The organism is Kitasatospora sp. NPDC093550 (assembly GCF_044764985.1).
Taxonomy (GTDB): Bacteria; Actinomycetota; Actinomycetes; order Streptomycetales; family Streptomycetaceae; genus Kitasatospora.
The window spans coordinates 1-17381 of record NZ_JBIWJF010000058.1; the positions used below are offsets into that span (position 1 = coordinate 1).

At 71.3% G+C, this 17381-nt stretch carries 19 protein-coding genes and 1 pseudogene; 9 read left to right on the forward strand and 11 right to left on the reverse strand.

What is annotated here, in order from left to right; genetic code table 11:
* Positions 1–905: 905 nt before the first annotated feature.
* The 3 genes from ACIRD3_RS39795 (at position 906) to ACIRD3_RS39805 (ending at position 3875) form a co-directional block, all read left to right on the forward strand.
* Positions 906–2387 carry an FAD-binding protein gene (locus ACIRD3_RS39795; protein ID WP_402226869.1) on the forward strand — a complete coding sequence of 494 codons (1482 nt, stop codon included), beginning with the start codon at positions 906–908 and terminating at the stop codon, positions 2385–2387.
* Between the two features lie 77 nt (positions 2388–2464).
* Positions 2465–2953, forward strand: a complete 489-nt coding sequence (locus ACIRD3_RS39800; protein WP_402226871.1) for a hypothetical protein — start codon at positions 2465–2467, stop codon at positions 2951–2953.
* 214 nt (positions 2954–3167) lie between these two features.
* Positions 3168–3875 carry a hypothetical protein gene (locus ACIRD3_RS39805; RefSeq protein ID WP_402226874.1) on the forward strand — a complete coding sequence of 236 codons (708 nt, stop codon included), beginning with the start codon at positions 3168–3170 and terminating at the stop codon, positions 3873–3875.
* A gap of 333 nt (positions 3876–4208) precedes the next feature.
* Here ACIRD3_RS39805 and ACIRD3_RS39810 read toward each other — a convergent pair whose 3' ends face one another.
* From ACIRD3_RS39810 to ACIRD3_RS39820, 3 genes are all read right to left on the reverse strand, one after another.
* Complete coding sequence (locus ACIRD3_RS39810) at positions 4209–4907, reverse strand: SDR family oxidoreductase (protein WP_402226877.1); 699 nt, start codon at positions 4905–4907, stop codon at positions 4209–4211.
* Positions 4908–5210: 303 nt separating this feature from the next.
* Positions 5211–5855, reverse strand: a complete 645-nt coding sequence (locus ACIRD3_RS39815; RefSeq protein WP_402226879.1) for an NADPH-dependent F420 reductase — start codon at positions 5853–5855, stop codon at positions 5211–5213.
* 83 nt (positions 5856–5938) lie between these two features.
* Entirely contained in the window at positions 5939–6751 is an 813-nt protein-coding gene (locus tag ACIRD3_RS39820; protein WP_402226882.1) for an inositol monophosphatase family protein, read from the reverse strand.
* Between the two features lie 116 nt (positions 6752–6867).
* Here ACIRD3_RS39820 and ACIRD3_RS39825 point away from each other — a divergent pair, with 116 nt between their 5' ends.
* Positions 6868–7797 (forward strand): LysR substrate-binding domain-containing protein, encoded by a 930-nt coding sequence (locus ACIRD3_RS39825; protein WP_402226885.1) that lies wholly within the window; start codon positions 6868–6870, stop codon positions 7795–7797.
* Positions 7798–8226: 429 nt separating this feature from the next.
* Here the strand turns inward: ACIRD3_RS39825 and ACIRD3_RS39830 are convergent, their stop codons facing one another.
* Complete coding sequence (locus tag ACIRD3_RS39830; RefSeq protein ID WP_402226888.1) at positions 8227–9132, reverse strand: alpha/beta hydrolase family protein; 906 nt, start codon at positions 9130–9132, stop codon at positions 8227–8229.
* A 159-nt stretch (positions 9133–9291) separates the two neighbouring features.
* Here ACIRD3_RS39830 and ACIRD3_RS39835 point away from each other — a divergent pair, with 159 nt between their 5' ends.
* The 3 genes from ACIRD3_RS39835 to ACIRD3_RS39845 all read left to right on the forward strand — a co-directional run bounded on the left by ACIRD3_RS39835 (position 9292) and on the right by ACIRD3_RS39845 (position 12333).
* Positions 9292–10212, forward strand: coding sequence for a helix-turn-helix domain-containing protein (locus ACIRD3_RS39835; protein ID WP_402226890.1), 921 nt, complete (start codon positions 9292–9294; stop codon positions 10210–10212).
* 249 nt (positions 10213–10461) lie between these two features.
* Positions 10462–10830 (forward strand): hypothetical protein, encoded by a 369-nt coding sequence (locus ACIRD3_RS39840; RefSeq protein WP_402226893.1) that lies wholly within the window; start codon positions 10462–10464, stop codon positions 10828–10830.
* Positions 10831–11019: 189 nt separating this feature from the next.
* Positions 11020–12333, forward strand: coding sequence for a M64 family metallopeptidase (locus ACIRD3_RS39845; protein WP_402226896.1), 1314 nt, complete (start codon positions 11020–11022; stop codon positions 12331–12333).
* Positions 12334–12374: 41 nt separating this feature from the next.
* On the opposite strand, the gene ACIRD3_RS39850 is transcribed toward ACIRD3_RS39845, so the two are convergent.
* A complete protein-coding gene (locus tag ACIRD3_RS39850) occupies positions 12375–12512 on the reverse strand; it encodes a hypothetical protein (protein WP_402226899.1) in 138 nt (45 codons plus the stop codon).
* A gap of 24 nt (positions 12513–12536) precedes the next feature.
* Positions 12537–13022: a MarR family winged helix-turn-helix transcriptional regulator gene (locus ACIRD3_RS39855; protein WP_402226902.1), complete on the reverse strand. Its 486-nt coding sequence runs from the start codon at positions 13020–13022 to the stop codon at positions 12537–12539.
* Between the two features lie 43 nt (positions 13023–13065).
* Here ACIRD3_RS39855 and ACIRD3_RS39860 point away from each other — a divergent pair, with 43 nt between their 5' ends.
* The gene (locus tag ACIRD3_RS39860) at positions 13066–14052 is read left to right on the forward strand and encodes an alpha/beta hydrolase (protein WP_402226905.1); all 987 of its coding nucleotides are present in this window, start codon (positions 13066–13068) and stop codon (positions 14050–14052) included.
* 111 nt (positions 14053–14163) lie between these two features.
* Here ACIRD3_RS39860 and ACIRD3_RS39865 read toward each other — a convergent pair whose 3' ends face one another.
* Both ACIRD3_RS39865 and ACIRD3_RS39870 read right to left on the reverse strand, forming a co-directional pair.
* Positions 14164–14517 (reverse strand): hypothetical protein, encoded by a 354-nt coding sequence (locus ACIRD3_RS39865; protein ID WP_402226907.1) that lies wholly within the window; start codon positions 14515–14517, stop codon positions 14164–14166.
* Between the two features lie 25 nt (positions 14518–14542).
* The gene (locus ACIRD3_RS39870) at positions 14543–14899 is read right to left on the reverse strand and encodes a hypothetical protein (protein ID WP_402226910.1); all 357 of its coding nucleotides are present in this window, start codon (positions 14897–14899) and stop codon (positions 14543–14545) included.
* 305 nt (positions 14900–15204) lie between these two features.
* Here ACIRD3_RS39870 and ACIRD3_RS39875 point away from each other — a divergent pair, with 305 nt between their 5' ends.
* A complete protein-coding gene (locus ACIRD3_RS39875) occupies positions 15205–15672 on the forward strand; it encodes a DUF6234 family protein (RefSeq protein ID WP_402226912.1) in 468 nt (155 codons plus the stop codon).
* A 94-nt stretch (positions 15673–15766) separates the two neighbouring features.
* Here the strand turns inward: ACIRD3_RS39875 and ACIRD3_RS39880 are convergent, their stop codons facing one another.
* The 3 genes and pseudogenes from ACIRD3_RS39880 to ACIRD3_RS39890 all read right to left on the reverse strand — a co-directional run.
* The gene (locus ACIRD3_RS39880; RefSeq protein WP_402226915.1) at positions 15767–16360 is read right to left on the reverse strand and encodes a DUF1772 domain-containing protein; all 594 of its coding nucleotides are present in this window, start codon (positions 16358–16360) and stop codon (positions 15767–15769) included.
* A 189-nt stretch (positions 16361–16549) separates the two neighbouring features.
* The gene (locus ACIRD3_RS39885; RefSeq protein ID WP_402226918.1) at positions 16550–17197 is read right to left on the reverse strand and encodes a hemerythrin domain-containing protein; all 648 of its coding nucleotides are present in this window, start codon (positions 17195–17197) and stop codon (positions 16550–16552) included.
* A gap of 84 nt (positions 17198–17281) precedes the next feature.
* Positions 17282–17381: pseudogene (locus ACIRD3_RS39890) on the reverse strand (NmrA family transcriptional regulator); the annotation flags it as partial.

The window sequence follows — 17381 nt, forward strand, 5'->3', positions numbered from 1 at the left end:
CCAGACAGGACAGGCACCGCGCACCACACCCCGGCCACCACCCCGACAGGCCAACCGCCAGGCACGAGCGGCCGGTCACGGCCCCGCACCGGCCAAGTGCCAGGCACGAGCCGCCGGTCACGGCCCCGCCAGGCCACGCACCACGCACCACACCCCGGCCACCACCCCGACAGGCCAACTGCCAGGCACGAGCGGCCGGTCACGGCCCCGCACCGGCCAACTGCCGGGCACGAGCCGCCGATTACCACCCAGACAGGACAGGCACCGCGCACCACACCCCGGCCACCACCCCGACAGGCCAACCGCCAGACACCACAAGCCGGTCACGGCCCCGCCAGGCCACACACCACGCACCACACCCCGGCCACCACCGCGACCAGCCAACTGCCAGTCCAGAGCCGCCGGTTACCACCCCGACCAGCCAACGGCCAGGCACGAGCCGCCGGTTACCACCCGGAAAGGCCAGGCACCGCGCACGACACCCCGGCCACCACCCCGACCGGCCAACGGCCAGTCACGAGCCCCGGTTACGACACCGCACCGGCCACGTGCCAGGCACCACACGCCGGTTACGAACCCGACCGGGCCACCGGGACCACACACCCCGCACCGGCCCACCCGCCGGCACCCACAACTCCACACCCCACCGGCCACCACGGCCCACCCCCACCCAGCCCACCCCCGGGCCCGGGCCGTGACCCCCGACCACGCCGGCCCCCGGACGCCCGCCCCCGACCCCCCGGGGCCCGCGGGCCACCCCCACACCCGGACACAACCCCACCCACCACCCCCGCACCACCCACACCACCACAGCACTCACATGACCGAACGACCCTAGGACGTGAACCCCGCACGACCACAGCACCCCGACCACCCACCACCCCCGAACAGGGAGACACCACCCCATGAACCACCCACACCTCACCAGGCGCGCCCTGCTCACCGGCGCCGCCGCCACCGTCATCGGCTACAACACCACCACCCGCACCTGGGCCACCACCCACGACACCCCCACCGGACGCATCTCCCCCGCCCCCACCCTCCAAGGCACCCTCACCACCGCACCCGCCACCCGCGCCGCCTTCGCCCAGGACTTCGGACGCCTCACCACCACCACCCCCCACGCCGTCCTCAACCCCGCCGGCGCCCAGGACATCGCCACCATCATCAACTACGCCAACCGCCACAACCTCAAAGTCGCCATGAACGGCCAGAGCGGCACCGGAAACGACCTCGAATCACACTCCAACTACGGCCAAGCCGGCGCCCCCGGCGGCATCAGCATCAACGCCCGCGCCCTCAACCGAATCCACACCATCACCCCCACCAACGCCACCGTCGACACCGGCGTCACCTGGGCCCAACTCACCGACGCCGCCCTCGCCCAAGGCCTCACACCCCCCTGCCTCACCGACTACCTCCACCTCTCCATCGGCGGCACCATCAGCGTCGGCGGCATCGGCTCCACCGTCCACAAACACGGCCTCCAAGCCGACACCGTCGAAGCCATCGAAATCGTCACCGGCAACGGCCGCATCCTCACCGCCACCCCCACCCACAACACCGACCTCTTCCACGCCGCCCTCGCCGGCGCCGGCCAATTCGGCATCATCACCCGCGCCACCCTCAAACTCATCCCCGCCCCCCAGAACGCCCGCGTCTTCACCCTCTACTACAACGACCTCACCACCTTCCTCACCGACCAACAAACCCTCCTCAACGACGGCCGCTTCCCCTCCCAAGTCGGCGAAATCCTCATCCAACCCAACAACCAACCCCCCCGCTACAAAATCGAAGCCGTCGCCCACTACAACGGCACCACACCCCCCAACCCCACCCCCCTCCTCACCGGCCTCAACCCCAACCCCAACGAAACCACCATCACCGACACCACCTACCGCGAATACACCTACCGCGCCGACACCTTCGCCGACACCATCAAAAACCTCGGCTACTGGAACGCCCCCAAACCCTGGCTCTCCCTCTTCCTCCCCGCCACCCAGACCAAAACCTTCCTCACCGAAACCCTCCCCCAACTCACCCCCGACGACATCGGCCAAGGCCTCCTCCTCTGCTACCCCTTCCACACCGACAAACTCACCCACCCCTACGCCATCACCCCAGGCGAACCCACCGCCTACCTCTTCGACCTCCTCACCTTCCCCCACCCCGACACCAACCCCACCCCCGCCCTCACCCGCAACCGCAACCTCTACAACCGCGCCACCCAACTCGGCGCCAAACGCTACCTCGTCGGCGCCATCCCCCACATGACCCCCACCGACTGGCAAACCCACTACGGCCCCCAATGGACCAACCTCACCACCACCAAAAACCAACACGACCCCCACCACACCCTCACCCCCAACCAAAACATCTTCCCCTAACACCAAAAAACCCACCCACACACCACAACCACCCCACCCGAAAAAGCCCCCACCCGGAAAACCCCGAAAGGAAAACCATGCACGCCATCCACCACACCGACCACACCATCCTCCCCCACCCACCCCACACCGTCTGGAACGCCATCATCAACGAACTCAACGGCAAAACCACCTGGTGGCACCCCCACAACACCCACCAACCCGGCCCCACACCCCCCCACCACACCGGCGGCACCACCCACACCACCATCCACCCCAACGGCATAGGAAAACCCGGCCCCAAACTCCACTTCACCAGCACCACCACCCACATCACCCCCCACCACACCCTCACCCAAACCCACACCGGCCACTTCCACGGCACCACCACCTACACCCTCACCCCCCACCCCCAACCCCACAACACCACCCACACCCAACTCACCATCACCTTCACCACCACCCCCCACCACTGGCCCAAACTCCTCCACCACCTCACCAACCTCACCACCAAACACACCACCGCCACCCAACACGCCCTCACCAACCTCCACCACCACCTCACCACCACCAACAACCACCAATAAAAAACAGAACAAAACCGTGAAACGAGCCGGGAATTCACCGCCGCCATTCACCACGGGCGGCGCTCCCGGCTCTTCGCGTGTCCGGTCGGTCCGTACCGGCACAAGTCCGTTACAGCCAGGACCAGTTCCCCCCACAACGCCCGGCCGCCTGGCATCATCCGACTACACCCGGAAGATCAACGGGACGCGAGCCGGGCAGGGCGGGGAGGATGCGATGGAGGACGTGACGGATGCCTGGACGGGCAACCTGAGCAAGCCGAAGCAGCGGCGGAAGGTGCCGCCGGCCTTCCGGCTGGCGTGGCGGGCCTTACTGGTCGTCATAGGCCTGTCGACCGTGGGGCTCGGCTTCGTCCGTTTCGTCGACACCTTCGAGGCGTCGGGCGCCTACCGGTCAGCGCCGCTTTGCGGGACGCCGGCGGCCGGCGACGTGGTGCCGTGCATACGGCAGGAGAGCGGGCGGGTGACGAAGAAGTCCGTCAGCTCCGACGACGATTCGGTCACCTACCTGCTGACCATCTCCCGCGAGACGGCTCCCACCGACGAGTACGACGTGAGCAGGGCCTTCTACTGGGACGTCGAGGTCGGCACGACCGTCGATCTGATGGTCTGGAAGGATTCGGTGGTCCGGGTCGTCTACCACGGGCACCAGGCTGACCAGCGGAACATTCCGTGGTGGGACGTGCTCGAGATCGCCCTGCTGATCGGCGCCGGCACGAGCTTGGTCGCGTACCGGTTGGGCACGGCGGACCGGTGGGCGTGGGGAAGCGTGCTGCTCATCGCCGTTCCGACCGTCATCGCGACGGGCACGGGTTGTGTCGTTCTCATCGCGTGCCAGTGGTCGTTCGCCGTGACGTTGACCCTGGCGATCCTGGCCTGGCTGATCACGGCGGCCATCGCCGCGACGGTCGTGTCGGAGCTCTGACGGTGGCCCCGTGACTGAACCTCGCAGAGCCGCATGAGGTGAGAACCGGTCCTGGGCCAAGTCCTGCGGTGTGTAGCTCCCTGTCATGGCGGCCTGTCCAGCACCCCCGGGTCCCGAGAGGATGCCGTCCTCGGCAGGACGGCGTCCACGTTCACTCCGATGCCCAGGTCCATGGCGACGCGGATCCCCGGCAAGACGTGCGGACAGTGGTCCGTGATGGCGATCCGGGCCGGCGGACGCTCGCTCCCGGCCCGCACGCCTTCGGCCCCCGCCGCGGGCTACGCGTCGGGGGCCGAAGCCGGCTTTGTCGTACGGTCGTCGGTGGGCGCTGCGTCAGCCGAGCTGGCCGGTCGGGCGCACGGTGATGTGGTTGATGTCCACGCCTGCGGGCTGGTTGACGGCGAAGGCGATCGTGTCCGCGATCTGCTCGGGGGTCATCGTCGGCGAGGCGTCGGGGGTGCCGCCGCGCTCGCTCCAGAACGGGGTGTCCACCACCCCGGGGGCGACGACGGTCACGCCGACCCCGTCCTTGCCGACCAGCAGCCGGGTGTTCTCGGCCAGCGCGTGCGCGGCCCACTTGGTGACCGAGTACAGGTTGCCGGGCGTGTTGCGCACCCCGGCGACCGAACCGATGACCACGATCCGGCCCTTGGACTCCCTGAGGTGCGGCAGGGTCTCCCGCACCAGCAGCGCCGGACCCAGGACGTTGGTGAGGACCATGGCGCGCATGTCCTCGGGGGCGTGGCTCTCCAGGTTGCCGGGCAGTGAGAAGCCGGCGTTGGCGATGACGTTGTCCAGTCGGCCCCACACGTCCACCACGCGACGCACGGCGGAGGCGACGTCGTGCTCGTCGCTGGTGTCGCCGGTGATCGTCAGCAGCCGCTCCCCCGCTCCGGCCGATGCGGCGAAGGCGGCCAGCTTGTCGGCGTCACGTCCGGTGACGGCCACACGGTGGCCCTGCTTGAGCAGGGCGCGGGCGGTGGCGGCGCCGATTCCGGTCGAGCCACCGGTGATCAGCGTGACCGATTCCATGGGATGCCCTCCTAAGCGATGTGGTCATCGGGGATCCCGCAGCGTCCTGGACGTCCGCGGACGCGCGGTGCGCGGTGCGCGGTGCGCGGTGCACGCTGGCACGTCACGTCGGCGAACTCCCGGCCGCCGTCGGCCCCCTGAAACGCCTGCACTATACCCAGCGGTCTTCCCGTCGAGCCGGTCCACCACCGCTGACCGACCACCACCGGCCACCACGGCCCACGACCGGCCACTCCGGCCACGACCTGTCCCGAGAGCCGTCCTGGGGGAGGGGACGGGCGCGAACCGATCGGTCCTGACGGGTCAGCGGGCGAGGGAGACCGCGAAGGGCGTGAAGCCGTGGCGGCGCAGGATGTGGGGAACCACGAGGATCATGGCCTCGGTGGCGCGGGCGGTGGTGATACCGCCGAGGTCCTCGATCCATGCGGGGTGCCAGCCCAGGTCGCCGAGGAGGCCGGTGACGGTCTTCTTCGCGTTCTGGTCGTCGCCCGAGAGGTAGGCGGTCGGTGGGGTGGTCAGGGTCTCGGGATCGGTCATGACCATGAACAGCATGGTGTTGAGGGTCTTGACCACACGGGTGTCGGGGAGGGCGGCCTGGAGTCGCTCGGCGAGGCTGCTGCCGGGGTAGCACAACTCGCCGGGCAGACCGTCGGCGGCGTCGCGGGTGGCGTTGGAGACGTCGACGAGGAGTTTTCCGGAGAGCTCGGCGCGCAGGGCGGTCAGGCGGTCCAGGGAGGTGTCGCCGGGCGTCGCGTTGATCACGACGTCCGCGGTACGGGCGGTGGTGCGCTGGTCGGCGAAGGCGATCTGCGGGGCGGTGCCGATCGCCGGTGCGGCGGCCTCCTCCGGGTTCCGGACACCGAGGGTGACCCGGTGTCCGGCTGCGGAGAGCTTGCCGGCGAGGTTGGCGCCGACGCGGCCGGCGCCCAGGATGCCGATGCTGGTCATGAGGTGATGCTCCTTGCGGTGTGGGGCGGGCGGTGGGGGGTGGGGGGGTGGGCGGTGCGGGTGGGCGGTGCGGAGGTGTCCGGTCAGGCGATCGGTGACAGGACCTCGAGGGCGGCGGTGTGGATGCCGGGGGCGGCGGCCAGGAAGTCGCGGCTGCCCGTGTTCCAGGGCTCGCCCGCCAGGTCGGTGACGGTGCCTCCGGCCTCTGAGACCAGCAGCGCACCGGCGACCAGTCCGGAGCGCACGTCGGAGAACTGCCAGAAGGCGTCGGTGCGTCCGGCGGCGACGTGGATGAGCTGCATCGTGGCGGGCACGGACACGCGCACGACCAGGCCGTGGATGAGCATGGCGGTGACGGAGTCGCCGATCCGCCGGAAGGTGCGCTCGTCCTCGCCGGGCCTGGCCTGGCCGGTGCCGACGAGCGCGGCGCCCAGGTCGGTCTTGGCGGACACCGTCAGGGGCCGGTCGTTGAGGCGGGTGCCTCCGCCGGCGACGGCGGTGTAGGTGTCCCCGGTCAGCGGCAGGTGGACGACGGTGAGCACCGGCCGGTTGTCGCGGACCAGGGTGGCGGTCACGGCCCAGTCCTCCATGCCGTGGACGTGGTTGATGTTGCCTTCGGCGGGGTCGACGACCCACCACTCCCCGGACGGGAGCGCACCACCGGCCAGCTCGTCCTCGGCCCACTGCGATCCGGGCCGGGCCCGCAGCAGCGGCTCCCGCAGCACCGCCAGGACCGCGTCGTCGTTGGCGTGGATCTCGGCGACGACCTCGTACAGGCTCACGCCCCGGGCGTGCGCGGTGTGGCGCTCGCGCAGCGTGAGGCCGGCGGTCTTCACCGCGGCGGTCACCTCGGACAGGAGCGTCGTGTCGGCGGCGAAAGGCATGGTGGTGCTCATGGCGGGCTCCCTGGATTCGATGTGTGCCGGCGGCTTCGTCTCGCGCCTGCACTTCGAAGGTAGGGGCCGCGGTTGTTAACAACAAGTGCATGCTCTTCACTTGTAGAGTTACTGACATGCAATTGGATCTGAACCTGCTCACCGCCCTGGACGCCCTGTTGGAAGAGGGCAGCGTCGCCGGCGCCGCAGCACGCCTCCACGTCACCTCACCGGCGATGAGCCGCTCCCTGGGCCGTATCCGCAAGGCCACCGGAGACCAGATCCTGGTCCGCACCGGCCGCAACATGGTCCCCACCACCCGCGCACTGGCCATGCGCGCCCAGGTCCACGCCCTCGTCCAGCAGGCCCACCACCTGCTCTCCGCTCAGCAGGAACTCGACCTGACAGCGCTCGACCGGGTGTTCACCGTGCGCTGGCACGACGCCCTGACCGCCGCCTGCGGCACCGCGCTGATCACCGCCGTCCACCGCCGGGCCCCCGGCGTCCGGCTGCGCCTGTCCGCCGAACCCGGGACGGACGACGCCGAGTTGCGCCGGGGTGAGGTCGACCTCGAATCGAGCTCCAGCGCCCCCACGCTCCCCGACATCCGTCACCGCCTCGTCGGCAGCGACCGGCTGGTCGTCGCCGTACGACCGGGCCACCCGCTCACCGGAGGCCCGCTGAGCATCGAGCGCTACGCAGCCGCCGAACACGTCACCGTGTCGCGACGCGGAAGCCTGCGCGACCCGATCGACGACGCCCTGACCACCCGTGGGCTCGGACGACACGTCGTCGCCGCCGGGCCCACCGCCGCGTTCGCCCTGCAACTCGCCCTCGACACCGACCTGGTCGTCACCCTCCCCGACGCGGTCACCCGCGCGGCCCGGGAGCGACTCGGCCTGGTCACCCTCCCACCGCCGCTCCCGCTGCCCGACGTCCCGCTGTACCTGCTGTGGCACCAGCGCTACGACGACGACCGCGCCCACAGCTGGCTCCGCGACACGGCCACCGAAACCGTCCAGGCCCTGTTCGCACCCCCGACCACTCCCTCAGACGGCGTTCTGTGACTCTTTGGCCTGCGACAAGCGATCTTGACTGCGTGTCGGGTGGGTTCGACCCGCTGTGCAGGGTGAACCGGAAGTGGCCGGCGGGAGAGATGGACGCGGAGCAACGGTTGACGGTCCGAGCGCTGCCTGCCCACGTCGACGAGGCCACCGGGGGCCGGCGAGGGTGATTCCGTGGTTCCTGAGGATCCGGGGGGTGTGCGGGCTGTCGCAGTGGGTGTCCCGGATCAACTCGCGGTGGCCGTGTTCGCAGAACAGCCACGGTGTTCCGATCCCGGCGACGGCGCGCAGGGACGTGGTGTCCGCGCAGGAGCCCTCCAGGCGCTTGGTCGCGCGAAGCCGGGGATGCTTGTCGCTCCGGTAGCGGTGATGGAGACTTGCGCCGTTGTACGTCGCCCTCGGGCCGTCGAACGGCCCGAGGGCGACATGGGTTCAGTTCACGTGCTTGTCGAACCACTCGACCAGCTGCTCGGGGTGCTCGGAGAAGTAGTTGTAGCCGTCCCAGCGGCGGGTGCTGCCCTCGATCCAGAACAGCTTCTTGTCGCTTGCGGCGACGGCGTCGAAGATCGCCTGCACGTCGGAGGGCTTGGTCAGTGCGTCATCGTGCACCTGGGTGATGAAGGTGGGCACCTGGCAGTTCTTGGCGTACTCGATCGGCGACACCTCGTCGATGGTGAAGCTGAGGTTCAGTTCCACCTCCCGGTCGACGGCTTCGAACTGGTCCGCGATCCCCATCGCCTCGAGGTTGCGCTCGACCATCGCGCGCATCGAGATCGGCTGGATGGCGACCAGGGCGTGCACGTCCGCGAAGAGCTCCGGATGCCGGGTCATCGCCATGAACGTGGCGTTGGCGCCCATGCAGCGGCTGAGCAGGCCGAGCTTCATGGTGGCCGTGTCGGGTCGGGATCTGGCGTACCGCAGCGAGCCGGCCACGTCGCGGGACTCGAACCGGCCCCAGGTGAAGATGAAGCCGTTGGCGTCGCCGCTCTGGCCGTGGTTGCGTGCGTCGTAGGTCAGCACGTTGTAGCCGGCCTCATGCAGGTGCCGGTACTCCCGCATGTAGTTGACCTCGATGGTGTTGCCGGGGACGAACTGCCACGGGGGCAGGTGCGAGGGGAAGCCGTAGCGGTTCATGGGCATCGGGTGGTTGGCGATGATCAGCTTGTCCGAGCCCGGGCGGGGGATCCACCACGCCTCCAGCGGGGTGCCGTCCAGGGACGGGAACGTGACGTCCTCGTACGCCATCCCGTACTCGTCCGGCGTGTGCAGGATCGGCGTGCGCACCGGGCTGCTGAGGCCCTTCGCCAGCCCCTTGACCATCTCCGAAATATCCGCCATGACAGTATCTCTTTCTCTTTCGTGGTGAGATCGTCTGGTATTTCCTTCTGCTAGGAGAACGTAACTTTCGGGTCGGGGAGAAGCCACTGATGAAGGGTGTACTGGCAGGGCACCCCTCCTTCCGGAGTGGCTCCGGGATCTCGTCCTAACCTGGAAACCGTGGACAATGCAGCCGAGACCCGGGAGTTCCTGACCTCCCGCCGCGCCAGGATCAGCCCGCAGCAGGTGGGGCTGCCCGCCCATGGCCCCCGTCGGGTGCCGGGACTGCGGCGCGCCGAGGTCGCACTGCTCGCCGGGGTGAGCGTCGAGTACTACGCGCGGTTGGAGCGCGGTGACCTGTCCGGAGTGTCGGGCCAGGTCCTTGACGCCCTCGCTCGGGCGCTGCGGCTGAGCGAGGACGACCGCACCCATCTGGAGGATCTTGCCCGCGCCGCCGGTCCGGGACGCCGACGCCGGCCGGCCGCCGCCTCGGTGCGGCCGAACCTGCGGCGTCTCCTGGACTCCATGGCCTGCCCGGCGTTCGTCCTGAACGGCCGTGGTGACGTCCTGGCGGCCAACAGCCTCGGCCGCGCCCTGTACGCCCCCATGATCGAAGCCGCCGGGGGAGCCACCCCCAACCACGGCCGGTTCATATTCCTGGACCCCCGCTCCCGCCAGTTCTGGGGCGACTGGGAGAGCGCCGCCGACAACCTGGTCGCCCTCCTGCACGCCCAGGCGGGCCGCGACCCCTACGACAAGGACCTCACCGACCTCATCGGCGAGCTGTCCACCCGCAGCGACGATTTCCGTACCCGCTGGGCCGGCCACGACGTCCGCCAGTACCACCAGGGCGCCAAAGCCATCCACCACCCCGTGGTCGGCACCCTGCACCTCGCCTACGAGTCCCTCGACCTGCCCGCCGACGGCCTCATCCTGTTCACCTACGGCGCCGAGCCGGGCAGCGACTCCGAAGACGCGCTGCGCATCCTGGCCAGCTGGGCCGCCGACCACGTCCCCGAGCCGGCCGAGCGCTCTCCCGGCAGGACGAGCGACGTCCGGCGGCCCGGCGTTCGGCGAGACACCCCTCGCGCGGACGGCTGACCGGAACTGTGACGGCGGGAACAGCGACCGTCAGGAGAGGACGGGAACGATGCACAGCAAGGTGTTCACTGCGCCGGGCGGCGGACGGTGATTCGCGGGCAGCGCCCGGCATTCCGGAAAATGCTTCGTATTCCATCAAAGGTGGGGTTTAACGGTCGGGGCCCCCTACCGTTCGCCTGCGGCCGATGTACTGGCGTCGAGCGACACCCGACTCACGGGGTTCGCCGGATCCGTCAAGGAGACGACGCAATGACGCGAAGCAAGCTCGTCCTCGGCGCCTGCGCGATCACGCTGGCGCTGGCCGCCGGTGTGGGCTGGACGGCGCAGGCCGACACCGCCTCCGCCCAGCAGGGCGCGCAGCCCGCCTCCGGCCAGTCCGTGGACGGCTACCAGATCGTCAAGCTGGCCAATGCCAACGTGGGCAACTTCCAGCGCCGGACCGTCAACTGCCCGAGCGGCAAGCGGGCCATCGGCGGTGGCGCCGAGGCCCAGGGCGTCAACTCGGTGCTCAACGGCAGCTTCCCGACCGACAGCGGCACCGGCTGGATCGGTCTCGGCCACCAGCCCGGCTACGACTCCGTGGGCATCAGCGTCTACGTCGTCTGCGCCAACGCGTGACGCCTGACGCCTGACACCCGGCCTACGGGCCGTCAACCCACCACCCCGAGGGGCCCCCGAGTTCGGCGGCCCCTCGGCCGTTGCGAGACTCCACCGTGTCCCGGCGGCGGTCGCGCACGATTGTCAGGTCCTCGACAGGGGAAGGAGGTCGGTCAGCCACAGACCGCTCATCAGGGGAGGACCACACCCGTGCGCCGCATACCCGTCAGAACCGCCACCGCCCTGCTCACCACCGCTCTCGCCGCGGCCTTCCTCGGGGCCGCCCCCTCCTGGAGCGCCCCGGCCGGGACCACGGCCCCACCGCCCACCCGCCAGGTGGAGGCCTTCGCCGAGGACGGCAGCATCTCCCGCGTCCAGGCCCCCACCGCCTCCCCCTTCGTCGCCGCACCTCCCCAGGGCGTGGCGCCGCTGCAGGGCGACGGCGACGTGACGCCGCTGGTCCACGGCGGCGACCCGGCGACCAAGCTGGACGTGGTGGTGATCGGGGACGGCTACGCCGCGCAGGAACAGCAGAAGTTCCTCACCGACGCGGCCGAGAAGTGGCGCGAGGTGACCGCCGTCGAGCCGTACGCCACCTACCGCGGACTGTTCAACGTCTGGGCCGTGTCGGCCGTTTCACCGGAGTCGGGGGTGACCGGGGATCCGGACCAGGCGACGGTGCGGCACACCGCGCTGGGCTCGTACTTCTGGTGCGACGGCGTGGAGCGGCTGCTCTGCGTGGACGAGAAGGCGGTCGAACGGTACGCGGCCAAGGCCCCGCAGGCGGACCTGGTGCTGGTGGTCGCCAACAGCGCCAAGTACGGCGGTGCCGGCTACAACGACGTCAAGTCCTCGCTCGGCTACGAGGGCATCGCCACGGTCGCGGGCGGGAACGCCAAGTCCGGGCAGATCGCGGTGCACGAGACCGGCCACTCGCTGGGCAAGCTCGCCGACGAGTACGCGTACGACGGCCAGGGGACGTACCAGGGCGACGAGCCGGCCGAGGCCAACATCAGCACCCTGACGGCCGACCGGATGCGGCAGCAGGGCACCAAGTGGTCGCGCTGGCTCGGTCAGACCTCCCCGGACGGCGGGACGGTCGGTGCGTACGAGGGCGGCGGCTACTACCCGGCCGGGCTGTACCGGCCGACCGAGAACTCGATCATGCGCTCGCTCGGCCGCGAGTTCAACCTGCCCGGGCGCGAGGCGATGATCGCCGGCTTCTACCGCCACGCCACCCCGCTCACCAGCCCCACCCCCGCCGGCAGTCGGCTCACCGCCGCCGACCGCCTGACCGTCGACCTGCCGGTGCCCGGCACCCGCCTGCGCTGGTTCCTGGACGGGCGCGAGCTCCGCCAACTCACCGGCCGCACCGCGCTGGAGCTCGGCGACCTCAAGCTGACCGGGCCCAAGACCCTGCCGCACCTGCTCATCGCCGTCGCCACCGACCCCACCCCGGCCGTGGCGGACCCGGCACTGCGCGCGAACCTGACCGCGGGCCTGTCCTGGCTGGTCACGCGCTAGCCAGCCTCCGGGCGAGTCGCGGCCGGACGGATCCGGTGCCGTCAGGCCGACCCGAGCAGGGCGAGTCGGCCGGCGGTCCGGTCCAGGTCGCGGAACAGGCTCTCGTCGGCGGCCGGCCCGCCGGTCGGGTCGGCGCCGATCGGCACCGGCCGGACGCCCCGGTCACAGCAGACGTCCACCAGGTCGCCGCCGGCTGGGGCCGGTCAGCCGGTGGGGGTGCCGACCTGGTCGCGTTCGAGGACGGACCGCAGGGCCGCGAGGGCCCGGGCGGCGGCCGACAGCGCGGAGGCGTCGAGGGTGCCTCCGAGCAGCTCGGCCAGGCCGTCGGTGAAGGTCCGCCGCGCCTCCTCGACGAGCTGCGCGCCGCTGTCGGTCAGGGCCAGCAGGGAGGACCGGCGGTCCGCGGGGTTCGGGCGGCGGACGGCCCATCCCAGCTTCTCCAGGCGGTCGATGCCCTTGCTGGTCGCCCCGACGCCGATGGCGAACTCGGCGGCGAGGTCCGCGACCCGGCACCCGGGGTGGGTGCGCAGGTAACTCAGGAACTCGTACTGCGAGGTGACGATCCCGTGCCGCTCGCGCAGGCGGTCGTTGAGGGCGTTGTACAGGCGCGTCTCGCACCGGACCAGGTCGTCGAAGAATCCGCGGAGGTCGGCTGCTGCGGCACGCTCACCGCTCGATGTATATTCCACGGCATATAGTGTACGGGAAGCTACTTGTGGCAGGAGTGTGCCCATGAGCAGGGAACAGCGCATCCGGGTCGACGAGATCCTCCGCCGCCCCGGCCCCGGAGGCCCCCACTCGGTCGAGGAGATCCGCGCCGGGTTCCGGGAGTTGATGGCCGGGATGATCGTGCCCTGCGGCATCCGCACCGCGCCGACCACCCTTGGCGGCCGGCCCGCCCTGCACGTGGAACCCACGGGCGGTGGACCGGACGGCGGGAAGGACGGCCGGAAGAGCGACGGGCCGGGCGGCGGGAAGGCCGACGGGCCGGGCGGCGGGACGATCCTCTACTTCCACGGCGGCGGTTTCGTCTTCGGCTCTCCCGAGACCGCCCTCTCGCTGACCGGCAACCTCGTGACCAGGACCGGCCTGCCGGCCTTCTCGCTCGACTACCGGCTCGCCCCCGAACACCCCTTCCCGGCCGCGCCGGACGACGCCCTGAACGCCTACCGCGACCTGCTCGACCGCGGCGAGGACCCGGCCACCGTCGTCCTCGCCGGGGACTCCGCCGGCGGCGGCCTGGCCGTCACCACCTGCCTCGCCGCCCGGGACGCGGGCCTCCCGCTGCCCGCCGCGGTCCTGGCCTTCTCCCCCAGCGCCGACGCGACCCGGACCGGCGAGAGCATGGACACCAAGGAGGGCATCGACCCGATCTTCACCCGCGAGGCCCTCGCCCACACCGGCGCGATGTACCTCGCCGACGCCGACCCGCGCCACCCGCTGCTCAGCCCGGCCGTCCACGCCGACCTGACCGGCCTCCCGCCGATGCTGATCCAGGTCGGCGCCAACGAGGTGCTGCTGGACGACTCGACCCGCCTGGCCGCGCGGGCGAGCGCGGCGGGCGTGGACGTCGTCCTCGACGTGACCGCCGACGCACCGCACGTGTTCCAGGCCTTCGCCGGCGTGCTCGACGAGGCGGACGAGGCCCTGGACCGGGCCGCGCTCTTCCTGCGCCAGCGGGTCCGTGCCGGGGCGGCCGCGCGGGCGACGGCCGCGTAGACACGCGCAGACCCCGTCGGCCGCCGGTTCAGGACGCCGGTTCAGGACGCCGGTTCAGGACGCCGGTCCAGGACGCCGGATCAGGAAGCCGGTTCAGACCCTCGGGGCCCGTCAGCCTTCCCACCCGTCGGGGAAGTCCTGGCGGGCGCCGATGAAGTGGTCCAGGCCGTCCACCGGGGCCGGCGGGCCGAGCAGTTCCCCCAGCGGCGCGAGCAGCCGGGGCGGGACGCGGTAGTCGCCCGCCACCATCCAGACGTCCTCGCCGAGCCGGACCTCGGGCGCGCCCTCGAAGAGGGGGCGGACCCGCAGGTACTCCTCCCGGTCCAGCTCGCGGGAGTAGCGGAGCTCGTCCTCCGCGTCGAAGCCGTCCAGGAGCCAGAGCATGTTGCGTCCGTCGGCGAAGGGGTCGCCGACGGGCGCGACATCGGCCGGACCGTGGTCGGCGCGGGGTTGATCGTTGTCCACGCCGCCACTCTACGGGGGCCGGCGCTCAGCCCGGTCGGCGCTGTTCCGGCAGCGCGGGCGGGCGGCGTCGCAGCGGTGCCAGCTCGCGCTCCAGGGTGCGGACGTCCAGCGCGATCCGGGCCGCGATCTCGCGCGGGCCGGTGCCGGCGGGCAGCCGGCGCGACCAGGAGCGGGGCTTGGCCGGGCCGTCCTGGACCATGTCGAAGTTGAGCCTCACCACGTCGGCGACGTCGACCAGGCTCACCAGGATCCGGGTGTCCGCGAGGTCGATGCTCACCTCGTTCCCTATGCACGAGCAGGCCACCAGACCCTCGATGTCCTCCTCGGCCAGGTACCTGGCCAGGGGTACCGCCTTCCCCCGGACCAGAAACGGACGATCCACCGGACTCACCGGACCAGCCTCCTCCCCCAGCACGCGTACGGCGCCGCGGCCGCGGCGCAAGGGCGCCGCAACAGACCGGGCCCGCCCATGCTCCACCACATCCCTCGTCAGCGCCAACTCGCCGACTCATCACGTGACTTGGGTGAACGCACCGACCCGGCGCACCGGCGCACGCTCCGGCGCACCCGGCCCGGTTCCGCAGTCCGCCCGACGGCCCGGGCCGGAGCGGACGCACCGGCGGAACGGGCGCCGAACTGAGTACTCCTACTCAGGCGCACAACCGCGTGACCTGCGAGGCTCTCCCCATGCCCGGACCAGCACCGACCGCCCCCACGCCTCCCGCCTCCCCGCCCCCCGCCGCCGCCCCGAAGGCCCCCGCCCGACGTCTGCGCCGGCCGACGCCCTCGCCCGCCGCCGACCTCACCGTCGGCGTCCTGCTGCTGCTCGTCATGGTGCTGGTGTTCCTGGGCCGGATGTTCGCGTACGGGATGGACGGCTGGGCCGCCCAGGGCGCCGAGGGCGTCGCGGACCGCCTGGACCGCGCCCGGCGGACCTTCGTCGAGGGTCAGCTGGCCGTCGCGGTCGGCCTGGCCGGGCTCGCCGCCCTGCTCCGGGCCTACCGCACGGCCGTGCTGCAACTCCTGGCCGTGGTCGCGCTGTTCGGGATCGGCGTGCTGATGCAGCACGACTACGACCGCGGCCACCCCGCGCCGCCGCCCCCGCTGCCCTCCGGGTACACGCCCTGCCACAGCGGCAGCGGCCGCTGCAACTGACGTACGGACGTGGCGGATTCAGAGGTCCGAAGCGCACGCGCAGGTGCCCGTCCGCACCTGGCGGACGGGCACCTGCGCTCGACGCGGACGGGTTTCAGCGGCTCGCGCGCCCGAACAGCACCAAGGAGCGGGTGAGCGCCAGCAGGCCGCCCGTGCACAGCGCGGTGCGGAGCATGTTGGCCGGCACCCAGCTGTCCGCGAAGTGGGCCCGTACGGACGCGAAGTCCTGGATCTGGGACGGGTCACCGGCCGCCGCCAGCTGGTTGTTGAGCGGGATGTTGACGCCCATCGTGACGATCAGCGCCACCACGTACAGCGCCGTCGCCAGCGCGGCCCACAGCGCCGCCTGCCGCCGGCCCGCCTTGTGCAGCAGCCAGGCCGCGACACCCGTCGCCGCGAAGGCGCCGACGAAGACCAGGCCGAACATCCCGTTCTCGATCGACTTGTTGATGTGCTGCATCGCCGTCACGTACGTCCGGTCGTCACCCGCCGCGAGACCCGGCATGACCGACACGTCGAAGGCGAAGAACAGCCCCGCCATCAGCCCCATCGCGATGGTCGCGCCCACCAGCAGCGGACCGGTCGCCTTGTTCTGCCCGATGGCGTGCACCGAACTCCCCACCCCCACACCTCCGATGGCCGACGGCGCGGAGTACGACAGCGGAACCGCGGTCTGATCCGAACGCATCTCAGGACCCCTTCACTCTCCCGGCCCGCGGACTGCGGTGCCGACGAACGTGGTACACACGACACCGCCCACCGTGCGGTGCACCGCGCAACGGAAGCGCGACAACCGGAACCCGCGCCCGCAGGAGGGCACGCGCCCCGCCTTGCGGTGCCCGCGATGCCGGGCTCACGCGCCTGCGGCCCGACCCGCTCAGAGCACCGCCGACAGGCCGCGCCGGTAGCGCCGCTCCAGCACCGTGCGCCCGATCAGCCGCACGGGGGCCGGGATGGTCGCCGACACCGCCCGGACCGCGGCCGCTTCCGCGCCGTCGAACATCCAGGGCTGCAGGTAGGTCATCACCTGGGTCGGCGCGCTCTGGATGATCCGGCGCTCCACCCGCAGGTACTCGTCCACCGGCAGGCCGGCCAGTGCCGGGAAGACCACCGGCTCCTCGTGCCCCAGGTGTTTGCTCACCAGGGCCTCGAACCCCTCGGCCGCCTCGGGCAGTTCGGCGCGCAGGCCGGAGCCGAGCACGCCCGCGACCCGGCGCATCGACCGGTCCAGCGCCTCGTGGTCCTCCTCCAGGACCCCGCTGCCGTCGAAGCCGGCGACCCGGCCACGCAGGTACGGCCAGAGGATCTCGTCCTCGCTGTGGTGGTGCCAGTCGATCACCGCGCGCAGCCGCCCGAACCAGTCCGCCAGGCCCGCGCCGGACCCCGACGAACCGCGCGCGGCGACGGCGCTCAGCCGCGCCGCGTCCCGGCGCATCGCCACGTGCATGAGACCGAAGCCCTTGATGTGGGCGGGCAGTGTGCCGATGCCCTGTTCGCTCGACCAGACCGTTGTGCCGTCCGACATGACCAGACCCTCCTAAGTCCGCTCAGATTCCGTTCCGACGCCCGTCCGGTGGCGGCCGCTCGCGGCCTTCCGGGACGAGTCCGCTCATCCGTTCCACACGCCCGAGGCGGCGGCCTCCCGCGCGTAGTCCGCGAAGTCCCTCGGCTCACGACCCAGCGCCCGCCGCACCCCGTCACCCAGCGAC

What these genes read in the sequence shown, in the direction of transcription:
- ACIRD3_RS39795 (WP_402226869.1), top strand. Translation starts at nt 906, where the DNA reads ATGAACCACCCACACCTCACCAGGCGCGCCCTGCTCACCGGCGCCGCC.
- ACIRD3_RS39800 (WP_402226871.1), top strand. Translation starts at nt 2,465, where the DNA reads ATGCACGCCATCCACCACACCGACCACACCATCCTCCCCCACCCACCC.
- ACIRD3_RS39805 (WP_402226874.1), top strand. Translation starts at nt 3,168, where the DNA reads ATGGAGGACGTGACGGATGCCTGGACGGGCAACCTGAGCAAGCCGAAG.
- ACIRD3_RS39810 (WP_402226877.1), bottom strand. Translation starts at nt 4,907, where the DNA reads ATGGAATCGGTCACGCTGATCACCGGTGGCTCGACCGGAATCGGCGCC.
- ACIRD3_RS39815 (WP_402226879.1), bottom strand. Translation starts at nt 5,855, where the DNA reads ATGACCAGCATCGGCATCCTGGGCGCCGGCCGCGTCGGCGCCAACCTC.
- ACIRD3_RS39820 (WP_402226882.1), bottom strand. Translation starts at nt 6,751, where the DNA reads ATGAGCACCACCATGCCTTTCGCCGCCGACACGACGCTCCTGTCCGAG.
- ACIRD3_RS39825 (WP_402226885.1), top strand. Translation starts at nt 6,868, where the DNA reads ATGCAATTGGATCTGAACCTGCTCACCGCCCTGGACGCCCTGTTGGAA.
- ACIRD3_RS39830 (WP_402226888.1), bottom strand. Translation starts at nt 9,132, where the DNA reads ATGGCGGATATTTCGGAGATGGTCAAGGGGCTGGCGAAGGGCCTCAGC.
- ACIRD3_RS39840 (WP_402226893.1), top strand. Translation starts at nt 10,462, where the DNA reads ATGACGCGAAGCAAGCTCGTCCTCGGCGCCTGCGCGATCACGCTGGCG.
- ACIRD3_RS39860 (WP_402226905.1), top strand. Translation starts at nt 13,066, where the DNA reads ATGAGCAGGGAACAGCGCATCCGGGTCGACGAGATCCTCCGCCGCCCC.
- ACIRD3_RS39875 (WP_402226912.1), top strand. Translation starts at nt 15,205, where the DNA reads ATGCCCGGACCAGCACCGACCGCCCCCACGCCTCCCGCCTCCCCGCCC.
- ACIRD3_RS39880 (WP_402226915.1), bottom strand. Translation starts at nt 16,360, where the DNA reads ATGCGTTCGGATCAGACCGCGGTTCCGCTGTCGTACTCCGCGCCGTCG.
- ACIRD3_RS39885 (WP_402226918.1), bottom strand. Translation starts at nt 17,197, where the DNA reads ATGTCGGACGGCACAACGGTCTGGTCGAGCGAACAGGGCATCGGCACA.